The sequence below is a fragment of the Clostridium sp. AF34-13 genome (assembly GCF_003477845.1).
Lineage (GTDB): Bacteria > Bacillota > Clostridia > Lachnospirales > Lachnospiraceae > Butyribacter > Butyribacter intestini.
Genome location: NZ_QUEB01000009.1, coordinates 26,685 through 46,935, shown reverse-complemented (window position 1 = coordinate 46,935; position 20,251 = coordinate 26,685). Strand labels below are relative to the sequence as shown.

The window sequence follows — 20,251 nt, the reverse complement described above, 5'->3', positions numbered from 1 at the left end:
GTCACTTCAACTATGTTCTGCATACACACCATAAAGCCTCTGACTAAGAAACCATCCCCTTATATGTGTACTCTTATTTGCATAGCATGAAATTTTGACACAACCACTATTATACATCCCACAAACTTTTATTACAAGAACTTTGTTTTATAATCGCTTTTCCAAAATATCCACCGTGTGTGCACCCGCACCTACAAGTTCCTGTCTCTCGCAGGTCGCAAGATGATACTCCACAAACAGATTAAAAGTCTCCTCATCCATCGCATTTAATACAGGACGCATAAGGTCTGCCTGTCCGTCGGCAGATATAAGTTTTATCCTGTCTAAGTCAGCTGCTTTGCGGATTTTGTCTATATCCTCGACCCTCACATAATCATACAAATCCTCTTTTTCAGGCAGACAATGAAAATCTTTTGTAACTTTTCCCGCTTTTACAACTTCTTTTATATGATTTTGCTTAAATCCATATGTCAATATACTGTATTCATTCATGCAATACGCAACAAGTATCTTTCCTCCCGGCTTTGTCACCCTTTTTGCTTCATTCATGGCTTTTAATTTATCCTCAAATCCAAAAAGATGATACATAGGACCAAAGAGCAGTGTTATGTCAAAAGTATCATCCTGAAGTTTTGATAATTTCATGGCATTTCCCTGCATCGCCTTGACCGTACTGTTTTTTGACTTCAATATACCGAGATTGTACTTTACAAGTTCAACTGCCGTCACATCATGCCCTTCCTCTGCAAGTGCGACAGAATATCTTCCCGTACCTGCACCTATATCAAGTATTTTTACACATTTTCTGTCACCTATACACTCATGTATGTATTTCATAGATGTAATAAATTCCACCTGACCATGTCTTCTCGTCAGTCTTTTTTCTTCATTAAATTTATTGTAATATTTTTCAAGTTCCGTCATTTCTTTCACGGCAAACCTCCGGATTTATATATAATTACATAATAATCCATTATATAATATAACATATTATTAAAAAAATCCAGTATATATAATGTAATCTGTTACTAACCGTAACAGTTCAGCCATAAAAAATAATTGACAATACTTGAGCTTGCTCATTGTATTGTTGATTATCTTTTTATGGTAGAATAGCCTTTCATTTCTGAAATGAAATAAACAAAAGCTGCAAAGCAGCGAATGACAGCTTGCTGGCAGGTTTATGAATGTAAGAAATGAAAGGCTGAACTGTTACACTAACCAAAAAGAACAGCCTGCCGATAATAACAGACTGTTCCGTATTTTATTTAAGATATTTACTTCTGTTTGCTGCGGTGTTTTTCTTTAATTTAAACTGACTTTCTTTTCCGCCCTTTGTCAACTGCTTAAATTTTTTCTTATATACTTTATAAGAAGTTTCTTTTCCGTTTATTTTTGCTCGCCGCATCTGCACCTGCAGACTGAATATTTAATGATGTAAACATTATTGCTGAAACAAGTACGGCACTTACAATTTTCTTTAACATCTTTCTCATAATTAACCTCTTTTCTATGCTTAGTTTATTTTTATTACGATAAAAACTATAGCATAAAAAAGAGAGTTTATCGGATTTTTGTCATATTCTACATACTTTTTGTTATCATTGACATTTTTCTGTGCACTGATATTTTCATTTCTCTTCTCTCCTGTACTTTGTTACAACAAGTGCTCCTCCTATAAATGCCACCGCAAATAAAAGCTGCAACAGCAGATTTGTATATACCTTATTTAACTGGCTTTTGCTAAGCTCACTATATGTCGAGAGCATATCGTTTAAATCCTCATACCAGTAAACCGGAAGAAATCTGCCTATCTTTTTTACCGTATCTCCAAGCACACTAAGTTCAACAAACACTCCCGAAATAAAACTTATTCCAAGAGATACAGGTGTCACGATAAGATTTACCATCTCTGTCTTTTTTACCATCATTCCTATAAAATATGCTATCGTAAGTGCCGTTATTGTCATTACAAACGAATTTAATATATATAATCCTATATTAGGAGATTTTAAAAACTCAATTCTTCCATACATAAAGAATGCTATTATAAGGCTTAACAGCCATATAATAATGCCAAATATAGAAAACACAAGAAGAAGCTGCACATTCTGGCTTTTAAGACTTGTCGCCGACGAATTCATTCTCCTTACGATTTCTTTTTTTTTGAAAGCTACAAGCACCATTCCCACAGATGTACAGATTACCGTTATTGCGAGATACGGGTAAAATCTAAACATATATGAAAAATCAGTTTTTTCTCCGCCGTTTCCGTTTATATCAATAAGATTTACACGGCTTTTCTTTACGGATATTGTATTTTTGTATGCCTGTTTTACTGAAAATCCTGCATTTACATATTTTCTCATGCTGTTTAAAACTCTGTTTATCTGCTGCTCTACATAAATATATCCATAACTTCCCAGTTCCTGTGTTATTTGAATAAATCTTTCTGTCCCACCATTTTTAAGTGCCTTATCACCAAAACCTTTTGGAATTTTTATCACCATATCTTCCTGACTGTAATAGAGTGTTTCCTGCATAAGCGACTTATCATTTTTCATTTTCCGTACATTATGATTTGTATTCAGATAATCATATATGTACCCTGAAATCTCACTTTTATCGCAGTCTACAAATGCTATATCCATCCTTTTTGACTGAAAATCTGTCACAGACTGTTTACTGTTATTTAACTGCATTGCTATACTTATTCCGGTAAATATAACAAAATACATAATCGTTATGCCAATCTTACTCTTTATAATCTTTAAACATCCGCTAAATACTGTCATATCTTTTTCTCCTCATTATCAAAAACGAAACACCCGTAAACAAAACCGCCATAAATATCATAATAAACATATCAAGATTAAATCTGGACGGCTCATCATAAATATCCATGCTGTAAATCGCATCAGATATAAGTGCTGCCGGATTTATCCTATTTACAATCGGACAATATTTTTCAATAGCTCCCTTTATCTGTGCTATCATAAGTCCGGCAAGAAAACTACTTAAAATACTGTATGTGGTTATCACACCTATCTTAAATTCATAACTCATATTTCCAAGACAGCCGATAAATATACCGCTTGAAACACCGATAAGACTTCCAACCATACATACGGCAAACATTTTTGGCATATTGCTTCCTATATCTATTTTTAAAATATATTTGAGATATAAAAGACATACCGACACATTTACCGTCTGAACACCCCAGCCCACTAATGTGTCACACACAATCATTTTTAGTTTTCCAAAAGATGATATATTTCTCCTTATAGCAACCTTGTTTATATTTGCCTGAAGCTGTATTCCTATCGTATATCCGACATATCCTCCAAAAAGGCAAGCCATTGCTATAAGTGCAAAATAATACTGCACTACTCCGTGAACCTCTTTTCCGCTTATGCCGACTTCCTTTGACATATTGTAATAAGAATTATCTTTTATAATCTCCTCAAGTTTTTCGGGATGTTCTTTCGCAATGTCTTTATATAATGAAACATTCTGGTCATACTCACTTAAAAGTTCTTTTAATATACTAACCTGCATATCTGAATCCGTAACTGTAAGCTCCGGCTTTTCTTTCACATAATAAATCCCTGAAATATTTCCCTTTTTCAGACTTTGTTTTGCTTTTTTGTCAGACATGACTTTAAGTTTAATTACCTTTGGGTCACTTTTTTCTATCTCTTTTAAATAATTTTCAAAAGCCCTTGCACTGTCAGAAGTATCTTCCTTTACAATAGCTGTATCTATCGTATCTATGTCCTTTCCGAAATTTCCAAAAGCAAGTGAAAACAGCGTACCGAGTATTATTGGAAATAAAAGCGACCAGAAAGCAGCCTGCCTATCCCTGTAAATCGTTATTATCCTATACTTTATTTCATGTAACATAATGCACCTCATTTCTATATTCTTTAGTCTCTGAGTTTCTTCCCTGTTATCTCAAGAAAAACATCATTTAATGTAGGCAGTTCTGAAAATACCCTGCCGAATGAAATATCTTTATTATTCATATACTCTAAGATACGGATAAGATTGTGTTTTGCACCTGTGCATCGCACAACAAGCGTCTGCTCATTGTATGAAACATCAAAAACATGAGGTATGTTCTCTATTTCTTTTATATTTTCAGCCTCAAGCATAATTCCTTCTAAAGTTATTGTTTCTCCCGTCTTAATCATCTTTTTAAGTTCTTCTTTAGTTCCGTATGCTATGCACTGTCCCTTGTCAATTATCGCTATCTTTGAACAAATCTGCTCAACCTCCTCCATATAATGTGAAGTGTATATTATTGTCGCACCATTTTTATTGAGTCTTTTAATTCCCTCAAGTATGCTGTTGCGGCTCTGCGGGTCAACGGCAACCGTAGGCTCATCCATTATTATTATTTTAGGTTCGTGTGCTATCCCGCACGCTATGTTCAGTCTCCTTAAAAGTCCGCCCGAAAGCTGTCTCGGATACATCTTTATGTATTTTTCAAGACCAACAAAATCTATCGCCTTATCCACAAGTTTCTTTCGTTTTTTCCTGTCATTTATATATAATCCACAGAAATAATCAATATTCTGTCTCACTGTAAGCTCATCAAACACCGCAATCTCCTGTGGAACTATGCCGATATTTTTTTTAAGTTCATAACTGTCCGGTGTCATCTTTTCCCCGAATATATCAATCTCCCCCTTGTCATATCTCAAAAGAGCCAACAGACAACTGATAGTAGTAGTCTTTCCACTGCCATTCGGACCTAAAAGCCCGAAAATCTCTCCCTCTCTTATCTCAAGTTTAAGGTGGTCAAGAGCAACAAAACTTCCATATCTTTTCACAATATTATCTATTTTAATCATTTTTTCATTCATAAAAATCCTCTTTTCTAATAAATCAGGTTATTTTCGATTACACTTCCTATTATACGAAAAAACATTATTTCCTGTAGTGAACACTGTCATCAAAAAAAATGACAAATGTCATACTTATTCATAAAGACATATCTTTTAGTTTTGTGATATAATTATATCTATTACAATGAAAATAAAAAGGAGTCTGCCTTGAAACACTTTACAAACTGTATTTTAATTTTTATATTATGCCTTTTTTATTTTGCACTTGATAAAAACGCAGACATATTTTGGGTTTCTACGATTACAGGCATACTTTTTGCTTTTGTCATCCTCACATATACATACTTTCTTGACAAAAGCCGCTTTACATTTTTTATATGTTGTTTATACGGTATTTTTACGCTTGTCTCTCCGACTGCCACGGCTTTTCTTCCTATTGCCTTATATTGTATCGTAAGACAGTGCCACCGTAATATCACCGCTTTATACCTGTTATTTACATTGTTCAGATGTATGCTTTGTGGAAACTTATATAACCTCACTCTGCCGAATGGTGCATCTGTTTATCTGAGTTTATATATTTTTATACTCTGCATTTTTTCAGTTCATATATGCCATTTTGCAAATGAACATGAAAAACTTATTGAACATTCAAGACAGTTCAGGGATGACAGCACCGAAATAAATCTTCTTCTCAAAGAAAAAAATAAGAGCCTGCTCACCAATCAGGATTATGAGATAAATAACGCAACACTTATGGAAAGAAACCGTATTGCAAGGGAAATTCATGACAATGTAGGTCATATGCTCACGCGTGCAATTATGCTTACGGGTGCGATAAAAGTCGTAAATAAAAACGAAAGTTTATGTCCTTCTATAGATAACCTTGAAGAATGTCTTTCAACGGCAATGAACAATATACGCGAAAGTGTCCACAACCTGCACAATAATTCCATAAGCCTTGAAAATACAATTAAAAATCTTACCGCAGACTTTGATTTTTGCAAAATAAACCTTATATATGATATTGAAGAAAATATTCCAAATGATGTTAAATATACCTTTATAGCAATAGTAAAAGAGGGACTGACAAATATTGAAAAACACAGCAATGCGACTGCCGTAAAACTGACGCTCAGAGAACATCCTGCAATATATCAGCTCATTTTGCAGGACAATGGCACTAATGCCACAGACTTTGACTGCTCACCTTATGAATCGGAAAGCTATCTGAGCGTAACTTCCGGTATCGGTCTAAACAATATGTACTCCAGAATACATATGTTAAAGGGCACTATAAAAATTTATACTGATAACGGATTTTGCATTTTTATATCTATTCCAAAAAATTTTCATACTATATAAAAAATAACACGAATGGAGATAAACTATGAATATAATAATAGTAGACGATGATACACTTGTAACAGAAGCACTTAAAACAATTCTTGAATCCTCAGGCAAAGTAACCGTGACCGCAACCGGTTCAGACGGTACTGATGCCGTAAGATTATATAAAAAATTCAAGCCTGACATTCTGCTCACCGATATTCAAATGAAAGAAATGAGCGGTCTTGATGCCACAAAAGAAATATTATCCTTTGACAATACCGCAAAAATACTTCTTCTCACAACTTTTCTCGATGATGAATATATAGTAACAGCACTCAAATATGGTGCAAAGGGTTACATATTAAAACAGGATTATACGGCGATTGTTCCCACACTTGAAGCAGTTTACTCCGGACAGTCTGTATTTGGCACTGAGATAATTTCAAAACTTCCGGAACTTTTAAATAAAAAACATGAATTTGATTACTCTGACTACGATATAAATGAGCGTGAACTTGAAGTCATTAAAGAAATTGCAGATGGACACAGTAACAAAGAAATTGCGGCAGACCTTTATCTGAGTGAGGGAACGGTAAGAAATTATTTGAGCAGCATACTTGATAAACTCGGACTCCGTGACAGGACACAGCTTGCCATATTTTATTACAAGCATATATGAAAATAAGAACCTGATTCTTTATATTCCAAATAGTCAGGTTCTTATTTTTTACAATTATATAAACTCAAACGGATATTCACAATCCGCTCTGCTGCCTGTTTGACAATGTTAAATACTTTCCCATTAAACCAACGGACTAATCAAGCGAAACAAGGCCAGAAAAAATATCCTCCTCACTATCTTTATCCTTTTTATCTTTATCATTAGTCTTAGTCCTTGCAGCTTTCAACTCCTCCAAAGACATTTGCAATGAAGAAATATGCGTATCTTTTCTGAATTTTTCAATATTATACATGACGAGAACATTTGTTATTTCGGGGTACTGCCTGAATATCTGCTTCATTTTCATTTTTGTATAGCGACAGTCTATCATGATTATCTTACTGTACTCATTAGACAAAAAAGGAATAAAGCAGTTTGCATAAGAGTCTTTCAACACCAGCAGCACCTTGTTGTTTTTAGCCGATGTTGTAACTTCAATCTTGCCCGTATTTTTAGAAAAGAACAACTGATAACGGTCAGAACTTTTTTTAGCAACATCCTCAAAATAAAATGAATTGGATGTAAATTCTCCATTGTTGCCGTTTATGCTGACTTTTTCATCTCCCCTGCTAAATGTTGTGACCTCGTCCTTTTTTACCGGAACATGGGATTTACTGTAGGTAGTTCCCAGAAAATCATCAAATACAACCTTCTGCTTATACTCTTTCAACGCGGGAGCTGTTCTTCCATTTAACTTTTCATATTCCTGATAAGCATAATATGCACCGAGCGTTGTCCAATGATGGTCGGAACGATAGTAGATATACTCGTTGCTCCGCTTTTTCAACACATCTGCAAGATTAACTACCCTGTCTTTATTTTTTACTTTTGACCATACCCTCTCCACGATTTTACTTCCGTCATAATCTTCCTCCAAAACAGATAATTTATTTCGTAATACATCAATCTTTGACGGAACAAACATACAAGTAACATTCGACTTTCCTAATTCTTCCGAGCAGGCATCCAGAAACAATGCGAGATTTTTTACATTCATTTTTTGCAATTCATCATCAAAATCCCGTTCTGAATATTTTTCAATAAGATAATCATCCCTTCCGATATATACATTATTGATTTCTTTCTTACCTGTATTTTTTTCTAACTGAGCGTAAATATTCACCCATTTGTCACGCAAAAAGAACTGGTCTGACAGATACTTTTCATACTTCTTCTGATAACTGCCTTTTACAACACTACTGACAGATACCTTTGGTTTCTGCTGAAGATTACGCTTTTCCATCTCTGAAAACTTTTTTGACGGAACAACCGCCGAACCGATGGTAAAACCAAAAATAACACACAAAAAAACAATAACTGACAAATATTTTCTCATATGTCCACCTTTCCATAAAAATATTTCTAAAAACGAAAATATAAAAACGGGTTATATGACGAATTTATCAAATAAGCCATACATATTCCCAATATAAGGAATACAAACAATGCCGCCAAAATCTCCCGTCTCAGCGTCCCATCCGGCAGGATGCGGTTTGACAACCGCTTTGCCAAAGAGGTAGAGCCGATAATTCCCATCAGAAGAACAAACCGATAATTGAGCAGCATAAATGCCGTGTGGGAGTTTCCAATTCCCGCACCGTCCAATCCAAACATCGTTTTTAAATACCTGCCGCCGTCAAGCATATCCGGTCATGAAAAGATGCTCCATCCGACAGTAACGATGACTAAAGTGTATATTCTCGCAATAAAAGCCGGAAGCCTGTCCAAAAACTTTTTTAAAATACTTTTTTCTATTATCAGCAGCAAGCCGTAATAGACTCCCCAGACTACGAAACATATTGCCGCACCATGCCACAATCCTGTCAGACACCAAACAATGGCTATGTTAAGAAACTGGCGTTTTTTCCCTTTCCTGTTTCCGCCCAAAGGAAAATACACATATTCCTTAAACCATGTTCCGAGCGATATATGCCATCTTCTCCAAAATTCCGTGATACTTTTTGACTCATACGGATAATCGAAGTTTTCCAAAAACTCAAAACCAAACATCTTTCCAAGACCTATCGCCATATCAGAATATCCCGAAAAATCAAAATATATCTGTAATGTAAATGCAACAGCTCCAAGCCATGCCTGTGATGTTGTAAGCATATTTACTTTTGTCTGTGCAATCTCGTTCCACAAAGCACCGACCTGGTTCGCTATCAAAACCTTTTTTCCAAGACCGACAACAAATCTGAGAACTCCCTGTTTAAGCAAATCAAGTGTTTCTTTTCTCGAATCCATCTGCTCTGCCACGGTCTGATAACGAACAATAGGACCTGCTATCAACTGTGGGAACAGTGCCACATATGCACCAAAAGTAATAAAATTTTTCTGCACCTTCGCCTCGCCGCGATATACATCTATCGTATAAGACATGGTCTGAAATGTATAAAATGAAATTCCTATCGGCAGGGCAAGATTTAGCTGTGCAATATTTATCGACGGTACATGGTCGACCAAAGATATAAAAAAGTCTGCATATTTAAACACAAACAATAAACTCAGATTTATCGTTGCCGAGCAAAGCACCGCTATCTTTTGACCTTTTTTACTGCCAAGCTGTTTATAATAACCGACCATTCTTCCCGCAATATAATCAACAACACTCGAAAACAATATTAAGGTCACATAAACAGGTTCTCCCCATGCGTAAAAGAACAAACTTGACACAAACAACACAAAATTTCTGTATTTACGAGGTGAAATGTAATATAAAATAAGTACGATTGGTAAAAAACGCACCAAAAACAACAGACTGCTAAATACCATTCTATTCCTCCTAAGCCTTACAATACTTTCTTGACGGCTCTTTCACCTTTTTTATTGTTTGTTGTATTTCCCATTGAAATGTACCATACATACTTTCCTTTTCTTCCGTAAACAGCACTCTTAAGAACACTCTGTTCGCTTTTTGTATAATCCTTTTTAAAATATGTATCATGTGTTTTGTTATACTTATAATTCTTAAATGCCTTGTAAAGTTTTTTTGCATAATTTACATTTTTTGCTCTTGCAACGCAAACGCAATATGCCATATTATCACTTGTTACGAAAAATGATGACGCAACTTTCTTCTGATGTGTAAATGAAATCGCATCAAAATCTGAAGCCGTTGTGCTTTTATATGTTATCTTTTTTACATTTCCTGTCGCTTTTATTGCAGCAGCACACGCTTTTTTCTCTTTGCTGTCCTTAGCACTTGCACTGTTTACATTTACACCTAAAAGCATACTTACCAATAATACTAATACTGTTCCTAAAAATAATTTTTTGTTTTTCATAATAATCCTCATTTCTGCACACATTTTTTATACATAGTAAACGGATATTCGCAATCCGCTCTGCTACTTGCACATAACACTATCAGCTACTGCATCAGCATATCAGAAGTGGCTTGCAGCCCCTCCTGATACAAACAAATCCTCACATTGCACTTATTGCTACGCACAATAGAAATATGGGACTTCCTTGATAGTATTAAATTTGTGTCAAGTGTGCACAGACACAAATCTTGTGTAATTTAACTGTTATTTTGCTGCAAAATTAATTCTACTGTATTTATCCTGGTAACGCTCTACAGATTCCCAGATAACATAATCATATCCTTTAACCTGTTTCATGCTAAAATTGTATATATGAACAAATCCAACTTTCTTATAAAACTTTTTCGCAAGTTTAGACATACATTCCCCAAAACTGTCACCTACGATTAAAACTTTTTTATTGCTCTTATACTGTTTCTTAATCTTTGTTTTCAACAGAAAACATTTGCTTTTAAACTTATACTTACCGTTAGATAAAATATTAAGATCACCTGTGCGGTCTTTTATTCTTTTGAACTTCACATCCTCGATTGAAAGCGGTGTAACCTCATCTTCGCCATCCGTAATCTTTAACATCTCCTGAACACCAATATATCTACCCTTGACATTCCAATGATTGTCATTAGGATAATAAAGCTGATATTTTTTTCTGTATTTGAGAAGTTGTTTCTTCGGACATATTACTTTTATCGCACCACTTTTATTCAGGTAGTCCCTCAACTGGTCATAGCGTGAATATGTCGTCTTTCTCTTGATTGATTTTGGCATATACATTGAATAAATCGTCTCTTTGTTTGGTGCAAACAAAACTGCAAACTCGGCACCTCTTTTTTTCACGGCTCTCTTTGCCGTCTTTAAATTGTTTTCAACTCTTCTTAAATTGAATTTTGAGTAATGATTAATTCCCTTATAATCGTAAATCGTAGTACCATCACCCTGTGCATTATAAAACAGCCAGTTATTTCTTCCTTTAAATACACGATTTACTGTTTTTGCCTGTGCATCTCTCGCTGACAGTTCACCTCCAAAAACACTCAGTACAAGCAATAATGAAATTATTACATATAAATATTTTTTTACCCTTTCTCTCATTTTCTTTTTCCTCCGTTTCTTATTTAATATAGTTTAATTTTTATTTCTTTAGCTATTTTATCAAGAAAATATCACTTCACCTCTTTCTATAGTATTTTTCAGTCATCAGTGTCTTTGTCTCTCACATCCTGCAAATCCTCCTTTCACAAATTATTTAGGCATTTGCAAAACTGTGATAATCACAACATAAAACCAGTTTTGCAACCAACTAAATTACCTGTATTTACTACCATAACACACCCATGTCAAAAATCGGTTTCCGTTTTTTTCAGCAAAAAAAAAGGCAAAACCGGCGTTTTGCCAACAAGAATTGCTTCGCAATTCTCGTTGGTATCACACTACATTACGAGCATTTCCCTCTATATTAAAAGATGGACTATCTTGGTATTAGATAGTCCATCTTTTCTTCATTTTTTAATTGATGTTTTCTATTTTGTATCTGTATTTTCTGTATTTTCAGATATATTTCCATATTTTTACAGACAAGCTGCTGATATTTTCTTTATAATCTCTTTTACATAATCTTCAGATTTTGATACTTTTTTTGCTATATCCGGCACTGACATATTGCAGTCGTTATATAAAGTTTCTATCCTGCCTCGTTCTATTCCTTGTTCTATTCCCTGCTCTATTCCCTGCTCTATTCCTTTTTTCATTGCCTGTTCTTCATTTGCCTTTATCTCATCCTTAAAAAATTCTCTTAATACTTCATTCATAATTCCTGTCCCTCCATTCTTTATACTGTCAAATAACTCCTGATTTGATGATACCATTATTCCCAGTAATGAATTTATGCAGTCTTTTTCAAAAGGCTCATGCAGTTCAAATGCTTCATCTAAAAAATTATCTACCGTACTTCTTTTCAATCCTCTTTTTAATGTCTTTAGAAATATATGTTCTTTTTCTCCAACTTCTGCCGTGACTACGACCTGAGTTTTTACAAATCCATCTTTTTCTACATAGTATATTCCTCTAGTTTTTTCATATACTTTGTAATTATTATCCGAAAACCATCTTAAAAGTTTTTCCGGCTTTCTTTCCCTCACAAATGTAACAGTCACACTGTTTATATCTATGTCACCTATGTGTTTTTCACTGCTCTTATACAGATAGGCATATGCCATAACTTTGAAATATGTATCTTCGTTTAGTGTATCATTTTCAGACTTATATTCCATAATGTTATGCTTCCGGAATATCTGACCTATATCATTTGTTATCTCAAAGTCATCTGTCTTTTCCACTACAAGCAGGTCTATGAGCAATGGCTTTCGACTGAGTGGATATTCTCTGTGAAATTCCAGCTTGTCTGCATACTCCCTAAGCTCCAGTTCCATTGCGGCACAAAATCCCAAATGCCACTGTATGTCATTTTCTTTCCCCATAAATGTCTCCTTTCTTACATTATACATACTGTATAATAAAAATGCAATAATTTCTCCCAGTTTTGCAAACATTTGTTCGTCTTTTGTATTTCTATATTATCACATGAATATATGTTCGTCAAGACATTTCATTCATGAAAGGATATTCGTGCTACGTACAATCATGTATTGCCCCATCACACAAAAGCAATGATTGACTCTTTAATTTTATAATTTGATAATGTTTTTTTCTTATACATCACCTCTCAGTTTTTTACCATACAATAGTAAACATAATAAAAAAGACGGACTACCTGCATTGCAAACAGTCCATCTTTCCATTCCATTTTATCTCATCAGATATAATACATCTCATCCGCATCTCTGTCTGTGTTTGAATATTCATCAGCCAGTTTTCTGAGTGTTACATTTTTGATTACTTTTCCTGTCTCCTCATTTATACGGTCTATAACAAGTCTCTGGAGTGCTTTGGATATACCTTTTACCATACAGTTTTCGGATATTTCCTCGTCCTCTATCTTGTAATCACCCTCCACTGCATTTAATACATCCTCCACGCTTATATCTGTGGATGGTCTTGCAAGAAGATAACCTCCGTTTATACCAGCCACACTTTTTACAATACCGGAGCGTTTTAGATTTGAAAAAATCTGCTCAAGGTATTTGGTAGATATATCATTTTCTTTTGCTATCTTGCTCAATGTCATTTTCTCTTTATCACTGTTAAGTGAAAGATAAACCAATGCTCTTAACGCATATCTGCCTCTCTTGGATAATTTCATATCTACAACCCCTCCATATTTTATTATGTACTCTCGTAATCTTTTGAACGAAGAATTCCGAGAGTACATTATTTCTTAACATTACCGTTCATACAAAAGCCGGGCAATGCCTATTCTGCTCTTCAAATAAATTCACCGTTTCCTGCCACTCTCACATCATAGGCAGAAAGTTCATCAATATATTTAACAATTTCATCTGTCTCGACCTTGATATCCTCAGGAAGTACATGATAATACTCTTCACTCGCAATTCTTACTGTTGATGCATATTTCTCCTCTACAAGAAGTAATGTTATAACTCCTGCATGGTGAAGATGCTTGATAACATCTGAAATATTTTCTTCTGACCCCGGAGCATAAAGGTATGTATGCTTGCCCTGGATTGAAAGTTCTTTTTCTACTTTTTCAAGGAGACTTCTTGACACGCCCTGTCTCTCAACCGGGAATGCTATTGCTACTGCTTTCTGACCGTTTAATGCTGCTCGTACATTTCTGTCAACTCTTCCTGCAAAAAGTCCTTCACCGCCCTCATTTACTTTTTCAACAACACCACAAGCTGATGTCATGTTTGTTACACGGTCGATAAGGATAAGTTCTCCAAGTGTCTTGTGGTTTTTAAATTCATCTACTACAATCTTATCCGCAAGCGATATTGTGCAAAGTGCGATTTCATTCTTTGAAAGTTTGTCAGCTTTCTTTTCCTCACCTGTGTTTACATCTACAGTGTGAACGATTTCCGTTACGATACCAGGAATCATTTTTGTTCCGAGTTTTACAAAGTAGTTTTTGCCGTTTTCGAGAATATCATCATCCATCCAGAGAAGTGTTGCCGTGATTGATGATGATACTTTTATATCTGTGTCTTTTTCAAGTACACATCCTCTTGATACATCAACCTCTCTGTCAAGCTGTATTGTAACCGGCTGTCCTTTTTCGATAGTCTCAGCCTTTTTGTCTCCTACAAGTAGGCTCTTTACATGAGCTTTCTCATTGCTTGGAAGTGTTGTTATCTCATCACCTACGCTTATTGTTCCTGCTTCAACCTGTCCCTGGAAACCTCTGAATGTGTGGTTTGGACGGCTTACTCTCTGAACAGGCATATAGAAACCTTTTTCTGTTGTCTTTTCTTCAATATCAACATTTTCGAGATACTCAAGAAGCGGAACACCTGTGTACCACGGTGTATTTTCTGATTTTGTCGTGATGTTATCACCCTCTGTTGCTGATACAGGCACGATGACATAATTTGCCAGGTCAAGCTCTTTTGCAAGTTCAGCAATCTGAGCTTCTATCTCCTTAAATCTGTCCTCACTGTAATCTACAAGATCCATCTTGTTTACGGCAAATACAAAGTATTTAATTCCCATAAGCTCACAGATGCGTGCATGTCTTCTTGTTTGAACTAAAACACCCTGCTTTGCATCTATAAGTATAACCGATAAGTCTGCAAATGATGCACCTACTGCCATGTTTCTTGTATATTCTTCATGACCCGGTGTATCGGCAACGATAAAACTGCGATTGTCTGTTGTAAAGTAACGGTATGCAACATCTATCGTGATACCCTGCTCTCTCTCTGCCATAAGTCCGTCAAGAAGAAGTGAGTAGTCAATCTTTCCCTCTCTGCTTCCAACCTTTGAATCAAGCTCAAGTGATTTCTCCTGGTCGGCATAAAGTAATTTTGAATCATATAATATATGTCCTATAAGTGTAGATTTTCCATCATCCACACTTCCGCATGTAATAAATTTTAATAATCCTTTCATCCTAGAAATAACCCTCCTTCTTTCTTCTTTCCATGCTGCCTGCTGCCTCATGGTCAATAACACGGCTTGTTCTCTCTGACTCTACCGCACTAAGTGTCTCCTCAATAATCTCATCAAGTGTCTCTGCATCTGACTCAACACCACCCGTAAGAGGATAGCATCCGAGTGTACGGAAACGAACTTTCTTGTACTCTATCTTCTCACCCGGTCTGAGTTTAAGTCTGTCATCATCTACCATAATGATATTTCCGTCTCTCTCAATGACAGGACGCTCTTTTGCAAAATAAAGTGAAGGAATTTCAATGTTTTCTCTCTTTATATACTGCCAGATGTCTTTCTCTGTCCAGTTTGAAAGCGGGAATGCTCTTACTTCCTCACCCTTAAATATCTTACTGTTGAAAAGTTTCCACATCTCAGGACGCTGGTTCTTAGGATCCCACGCATGAGCTTCATTTCTAAATGAGAAGATTCTCTCTTTTGCACGCGATTTCTCTTCATCTCGTCTGCCGCCGCCAAATGCTGCCGTAAACTGATATTTATCAAGTGCCTGTTTAAGTGCCTGTGTTTTCATAATGTCAGTATAAGCTGAACCGTGGTCAAAAGGATTGATTCCTTTCTTAACTCCATCTTCGTTTGTATATACTATAAGGTCAATTCCAAGTTTCTTTGCCATTTTGTCACGAAACTCTATCATTTCCTTAAATTTCCATGTTGTATCTACATGAAGGAATGGAAATGGTGGTTTCTCCGGATAAAATGCTTTCATTGCAAGATGAAGCATTACCGAACTGTCTTTACCGATTGAGTAAAGCATTACCGGCTTTTCAAACTCCGCTGCCACTTCTCTTATTATGTAGATTGCCTCTGCCTCTAATTCATCAAGATGAGATAAACTTCCCATAACGAACCTCCTGTTCCTTTTATCAATATTTATTAGCGTCTTTTTGGTTTATAACTATCTCCTCTACACTTCCGTCAGCCTTTGTGATCGTCCATGTATTTATATCTCCCTTAGAGGATACTGATAAAACGCTGCCTGCGCCTCCAACATCAGCTCCCAGAAAAAAGTCAATTGCATTTATTTTACACTCTTTTATACATGATGTGCAACCCCAGCAATCTCTTTCATGCTTTATAAAAGCTTTTCCTTTTTCATTTTTTTTAATCAGATTTCCCGGACAGGCTTCAATACAAAGTCCGCATCCGACACACTTTTCATCATTTATCCGAATGCTCATAAACCTTACCTCCCGTCACCAAATCTCTGTAAATAATTTTTATCCTGCCATCCTCATATCTTGAGTTTACATATTTGAGATAATCGTCGCTCTTATTAGTATAATCCAAATTTTCGGCAAAACTGTGCCATCTTGTCTCTTTTCTTGCCTTTAAATGCTCAATTAAAACTTTACATACGACTAATCTCTCTTTTAATTCATAAATTCTCAGCAAATCGTCCATATCATCCGCATGAAGATTTACAGAAAGTTTTTCAATATCGTCAATCTTTTTCTTTGCAATCTCAAGTCTGCTCTCATTATACTCGTAATTTGTACTTATGCCGCCTGCATACTGATCCATTATTTTCTGCATGGTCTCCTCAAGCTGCTCTGTATCTATAAATCCTTTTGGATTTGCGAAATAGCTTTCATACTCGGCTTTCTTTTCATCTGTCGAAGCATCTTTGCCATCGATAACTTTTACTGATGAATCATTTGCTGCCTTACTATCTGTATCCGAGCCTGCAAATTCTTTTACATACTCTGCTGCCGACTGTGCCGCTATCTCACCCTCTACCAATGCTCCCGTGACATATTTCTGAGGACATCCTCCTGCAACATCACCTGCCGCATAAAGACCGGTGATAGTTGTCTTTCTGTCATTGTCTATCCAATAGCCGCTCGCCGTGTGACCACCTACTATATATGGCTCTGTTCCCTCTATCTCGACATTTTCATTTTTAGGACCTCTTCCCGACTCTATCCATTTGAGCGTCTGGCTCGGTGCCATGTTGAGATATGCCTTGTAAAGATCGCTCTGCTGTTCATCTGATATTTCGTCTGTCTTTAAGTAACAAGGACCCCTGCCTTCTTTGTTCTCTGTTACTGTACCATAAAGACGCTGTGATGTTGTAATACCATATTTATCTTCATATATCTCACCGGCAGAATTTAACTGCTTTGCATGAACTCCCTGTGCAATAGTTCCCGTAGGTGCTATCGTGTCTTTACATCTGAGTGCGATAAAACGCATCTCAAATGTTGTCATCTCGGCTCCCGCCTTTATACCCATAGCGTATCCTGCTCCGGTGTTGAACGGCGGATACCACATCTTATGTCTTGAAAATCCCGGATTGTTCGGTCTATAAAGACCTGCCGCACCGCCTGTCGCACAGATGACTGCTTTTGCATTTATCTTATAAACCGTCCTGTCATTTACATCAAACCCGTAAGCACCTTTGATAACACCGTCTTCAACTATATAATCAGTGATGTTTACATGATTTATAACTGTTGTGTTATCAAGTTTTTTTACTGCCTCTGCAAGTATAGGCTTGATATTTTCACCATTTATTTTTATATTTCGGTTGCCTCTTGCAACATATTTGCCATCTTTATCTTTTAAAATAACAAGACCGAGGTGTTCCATATGTGCCGTAACTTCATTTAGCCTCTCTGACATTGAAAGAAGCAGATCCTCTCTCACTATACCGTCAGCGTCTTTTTTTGCATAATCCACATAATCCTGTGGAACATGACCTTCTGTGATGTAAGCATTTATGGCATTTACACCTGCTGCAAGACAGCCGCTTCGCTTAATATTGGCTTTTTCAACGATAAGGACATTTACATCCTTCTCCTGACCGAGCGTGATAGCTGCATAACAGCCTGCCGTGCCGCCGCCAATGACCAGCACATCGGTTGTCAGTTCTCTAAAATCCATTGGCCAACCCCCTTTATTTATCGTATTTCCTACTTTTTCTATATGTTTTAGTAACTCATGGCTATAACTATACCCTACTTTTCCTATCATGTCAATAGGAATTATATAAAAATATTAAAAATAAGGTAACAGTTCAGCCATAAAAAGATAATTGGCAATACAATGAGCTTGTTCATTGTATTGTTAAGTAGCTTTTTATGGTAGAATAGCCTTTCATTTCTGAAATGAGGGCAAAGCCCTCGCGAGTGCGCTCAGATGGAACAAATTTATTTGTTCCATCCTCACTTTGCTTTCGCGTAAATAAACAGAAGCTGCAAAGCAGCGACTGACAGCTCGCTGGCAGGTTTATGAATGTAAGAAATGCAAGGCTGAACTGTTACAAAATAACTAACAGTTCAGCCATAAAAAGAACTGCCATCCAAATATGCATCCAAAACAGCAGTTCTTTAATTATCCCATATTAAAAATGTTCTTTTCTTAATACATTCTAGTGTACTGTATCAATGACATTTCGCCAAATAACTTGCATAAATTTCCATTTGCTGTGTTGTTGTCAATCGCCGTAGCCCGCTACGGCTCATTCCTCCGCCTTGCAGAATGAAAATTTACGCTGCGTTATTTAGCTGAAAATCAATGATACACTACACTAGTAAATATAAAATTCGTATGTGTTTATAAGGTCACTCTTATAAGTTTTCTTACCTGACTTTGTGCTTGCAAGTATTCTTATATAATATGTCTTATGCTTTTTAATCTTACTTTTACCGCATTTTTTAATAGTAAGGGCTGTTGTCTTTGCTTTAGTTGATTTAACAGTCTTAAAACCAGACTCCTTACTTGTAGAAATCATCACCTTATAACCTGAAGCATTTTTTACTTTTGACCAGCTTAATTTCACACTTTTTTTATTTGCCTTTGCAGATATTTTTGAAGAAAGTCCTGCATATCTGTAACTGCTCCATGCACTGTATGCCTTTTTATTGTTGCCGCATGACACATATGTACGAATTCTGTAACGATAAAATGTACCGTTGAAATTTGTTATCTCGACTGTGTTTCCAGCATTTGAACAAGTTCTTTTATTTTTTCCTGCCGGTGTCTGAAGCTGAACCTGAACTCCGTCATATGCTCCTACTGCTGAATCAGCGTAGATACCTATCTTATAATCATTCAAATTATACCAGATATTTGTAAATCCAAAGTTAGAAGAATCTACTTTGTTGGTAAGTGTTTTTACTCCCCATTTACTTGCATAACCGGATTTTGCTATAAATCCTGTTGTCTCTGCTTTACGGCAAGGATAACATTTCACATCGTAGCTTGTTCCAGTATTAAGTGCCACCGAAGACTTTATTGTACTTGTTGTGCTTTCACCTATCTGAAAATCACCTGTATATAACTGATACAGATTAGCTCCGACAACATCTGAACTTTTCATCGTAACACTATTTGTCGCAGCGCCCGTCTGAATAAGTGTCATACCATCTGCATTTGGAGCTGTAACTACTTCGACAGGCTCTGACCATCCTGAAGCTGGTGTCGGTGTATTAGTCTTATCAATTTTCCATGAATATGTAGAAAAACTTCCAACTCTCGCATAATATGTACTTCCTGCCGTGAGAGAATAGACCGTATCACTTGCAGATGATGTAGTCTGTACAGTAACCCATGTACTTCCGTCCTGGCTAAACTGAATCGCATAACTTTTAGCTCCAAGATCCGCATTCCACTGAAGACCTATACTGCTATTATCCCCCTCTGTCTGTGTAACTCCTGTTACTGCCGCCTTACTGTCTGCCTTAGAAAAGACAAGCATACCCGCTGTAAGTGCAACTGTAGCAACTAAAAATTTAACTGATTTTTTCACTTCATATCCTCCTTTGGTTTTTAATATACCCTCTGTATCTCCTCAAAACGAGTCCTTTCGGCTGGATTTCCGATATATTGTTTCCAGTTTCTCGTCGTACACACCGTGTAAGCACTACGAAAATGTTATTGCATATCAAAAATCCACCTCGATATTCTTCGTTCAGAAGATTCCGAGAGTA

At 36.1% G+C, this 20,251-nt stretch carries 21 protein-coding genes; 2 read left to right on the top strand and 19 right to left on the bottom strand.

Annotation, left to right across the window (positions count from 1 at the left end):
* Window positions 1–147: 147 nt before the first annotated feature.
* The 7 genes from DWZ63_RS08870 to DWZ63_RS15550 all read right to left on the bottom strand — a co-directional run bounded on the left by DWZ63_RS08870 (window position 148) and on the right by DWZ63_RS15550 (window position 5,332).
* Entirely contained in the window at window positions 148–924 is a 777-nt protein-coding gene (locus tag DWZ63_RS08870) for a class I SAM-dependent methyltransferase (protein WP_055945625.1), read from the bottom strand.
* Between the two features lie 340 nt (window positions 925–1,264).
* On the bottom strand, window positions 1,265–1,408 hold the full coding sequence (locus DWZ63_RS15695) for a hypothetical protein (protein WP_172794169.1): 144 nt from the start codon (window positions 1,406–1,408) through the stop codon (window positions 1,265–1,267).
* Window positions 1,368–1,496 (bottom strand): hypothetical protein, encoded by a 129-nt coding sequence (locus DWZ63_RS16125; RefSeq protein ID WP_022014342.1) that lies wholly within the window; start codon window positions 1,494–1,496, stop codon window positions 1,368–1,370. The genes DWZ63_RS15695 and DWZ63_RS16125 overlap by 41 nt, the downstream gene beginning before the upstream one ends.
* Before the next feature lie 135 nt (window positions 1,497–1,631).
* Window positions 1,632–2,795, bottom strand: coding sequence for an ABC transporter permease (locus DWZ63_RS08865; RefSeq protein ID WP_118499539.1), 1,164 nt, complete (start codon window positions 2,793–2,795; stop codon window positions 1,632–1,634).
* Window positions 2,782–3,906 (bottom strand): ABC transporter permease, encoded by a 1,125-nt coding sequence (locus DWZ63_RS08860; RefSeq protein WP_182431474.1) that lies wholly within the window; start codon window positions 3,904–3,906, stop codon window positions 2,782–2,784. The genes DWZ63_RS08865 and DWZ63_RS08860 overlap by 14 nt, the downstream gene beginning before the upstream one ends.
* Before the next feature lie 23 nt (window positions 3,907–3,929).
* A complete protein-coding gene (locus DWZ63_RS08855; protein WP_347474839.1) occupies window positions 3,930–4,871 on the bottom strand; it encodes an ABC transporter ATP-binding protein in 942 nt (313 codons plus the stop codon).
* 236 nt (window positions 4,872–5,107) lie between these two features.
* The gene (locus DWZ63_RS15550) at window positions 5,108–5,332 is read right to left on the bottom strand and encodes a hypothetical protein (protein ID WP_147353214.1); all 225 of its coding nucleotides are present in this window, start codon (window positions 5,330–5,332) and stop codon (window positions 5,108–5,110) included.
* Window positions 5,333–5,366: 34 nt separating this feature from the next.
* Here DWZ63_RS15550 and DWZ63_RS08850 point away from each other — a divergent pair, with 34 nt between their 5' ends.
* Both DWZ63_RS08850 and DWZ63_RS08845 read left to right on the top strand, forming a co-directional pair.
* The gene (locus tag DWZ63_RS08850) at window positions 5,367–6,218 is read left to right on the top strand and encodes a histidine kinase (RefSeq protein WP_118499535.1); all 852 of its coding nucleotides are present in this window, start codon (window positions 5,367–5,369) and stop codon (window positions 6,216–6,218) included.
* A 25-nt stretch (window positions 6,219–6,243) separates the two neighbouring features.
* Window positions 6,244–6,864 (top strand): response regulator transcription factor, encoded by a 621-nt coding sequence (locus tag DWZ63_RS08845; protein ID WP_118499533.1) that lies wholly within the window; start codon window positions 6,244–6,246, stop codon window positions 6,862–6,864.
* Between the two features lie 136 nt (window positions 6,865–7,000).
* Here the strand turns inward: DWZ63_RS08845 and DWZ63_RS08840 are convergent, their stop codons facing one another.
* The 12 genes from DWZ63_RS08840 to DWZ63_RS08790 form a co-directional block, all read right to left on the bottom strand.
* Window positions 7,001–8,242 carry a DHHW family protein gene (locus DWZ63_RS08840; RefSeq protein ID WP_118499531.1) on the bottom strand — a complete coding sequence of 414 codons (1,242 nt, stop codon included), beginning with the start codon at window positions 8,240–8,242 and terminating at the stop codon, window positions 7,001–7,003.
* A gap of 26 nt (window positions 8,243–8,268) precedes the next feature.
* Complete coding sequence (locus tag DWZ63_RS16205) at window positions 8,269–8,520, bottom strand: hypothetical protein (RefSeq protein WP_347474838.1); 252 nt, start codon at window positions 8,518–8,520, stop codon at window positions 8,269–8,271.
* 36 nt (window positions 8,521–8,556) lie between these two features.
* Complete coding sequence (locus DWZ63_RS08835; RefSeq protein ID WP_347474837.1) at window positions 8,557–9,681, bottom strand: MBOAT family O-acyltransferase; 1,125 nt, start codon at window positions 9,679–9,681, stop codon at window positions 8,557–8,559.
* Between the two features lie 17 nt (window positions 9,682–9,698).
* Window positions 9,699–10,193, bottom strand: a complete 495-nt coding sequence (locus DWZ63_RS08830; RefSeq protein ID WP_118499529.1) for a hypothetical protein — start codon at window positions 10,191–10,193, stop codon at window positions 9,699–9,701.
* 246 nt (window positions 10,194–10,439) lie between these two features.
* A complete protein-coding gene (locus tag DWZ63_RS08825) occupies window positions 10,440–11,327 on the bottom strand; it encodes a hypothetical protein (RefSeq protein ID WP_118499527.1) in 888 nt (295 codons plus the stop codon).
* A gap of 476 nt (window positions 11,328–11,803) precedes the next feature.
* Window positions 11,804–12,712: a hypothetical protein gene (locus DWZ63_RS08820; RefSeq protein ID WP_147353213.1), complete on the bottom strand. Its 909-nt coding sequence runs from the start codon at window positions 12,710–12,712 to the stop codon at window positions 11,804–11,806.
* Window positions 12,713–13,047: 335 nt separating this feature from the next.
* Entirely contained in the window at window positions 13,048–13,494 is a 447-nt protein-coding gene (locus DWZ63_RS08815; RefSeq protein ID WP_055944600.1) for an Rrf2 family transcriptional regulator, read from the bottom strand.
* A gap of 122 nt (window positions 13,495–13,616) precedes the next feature.
* Window positions 13,617–15,260 carry a GTP-binding protein gene (locus tag DWZ63_RS08810; protein ID WP_082440751.1) on the bottom strand — a complete coding sequence of 548 codons (1,644 nt, stop codon included), beginning with the start codon at window positions 15,258–15,260 and terminating at the stop codon, window positions 13,617–13,619.
* A 1-nt stretch (window position 15,261) separates the two neighbouring features.
* Entirely contained in the window at window positions 15,262–16,161 is a 900-nt protein-coding gene (gene cysD / locus DWZ63_RS08805; RefSeq protein WP_118499525.1) for a sulfate adenylyltransferase subunit CysD, read from the bottom strand.
* A 22-nt stretch (window positions 16,162–16,183) separates the two neighbouring features.
* Window positions 16,184–16,498 carry a ferredoxin family protein gene (locus DWZ63_RS08800; protein WP_118499523.1) on the bottom strand — a complete coding sequence of 105 codons (315 nt, stop codon included), beginning with the start codon at window positions 16,496–16,498 and terminating at the stop codon, window positions 16,184–16,186.
* Window positions 16,479–18,203 carry an adenylyl-sulfate reductase subunit alpha gene (locus tag DWZ63_RS08795; protein WP_118499521.1) on the bottom strand — a complete coding sequence of 575 codons (1,725 nt, stop codon included), beginning with the start codon at window positions 18,201–18,203 and terminating at the stop codon, window positions 16,479–16,481. Before DWZ63_RS08795 ends, DWZ63_RS08800 begins: the two co-directional genes overlap by 20 nt.
* Window positions 18,204–18,849: 646 nt before the next feature.
* On the bottom strand, window positions 18,850–20,070 hold the full coding sequence (locus tag DWZ63_RS08790) for a hypothetical protein (protein ID WP_055944618.1): 1,221 nt from the start codon (window positions 20,068–20,070) through the stop codon (window positions 18,850–18,852).
* Window positions 20,071–20,251 lie beyond the last annotated feature (181 nt).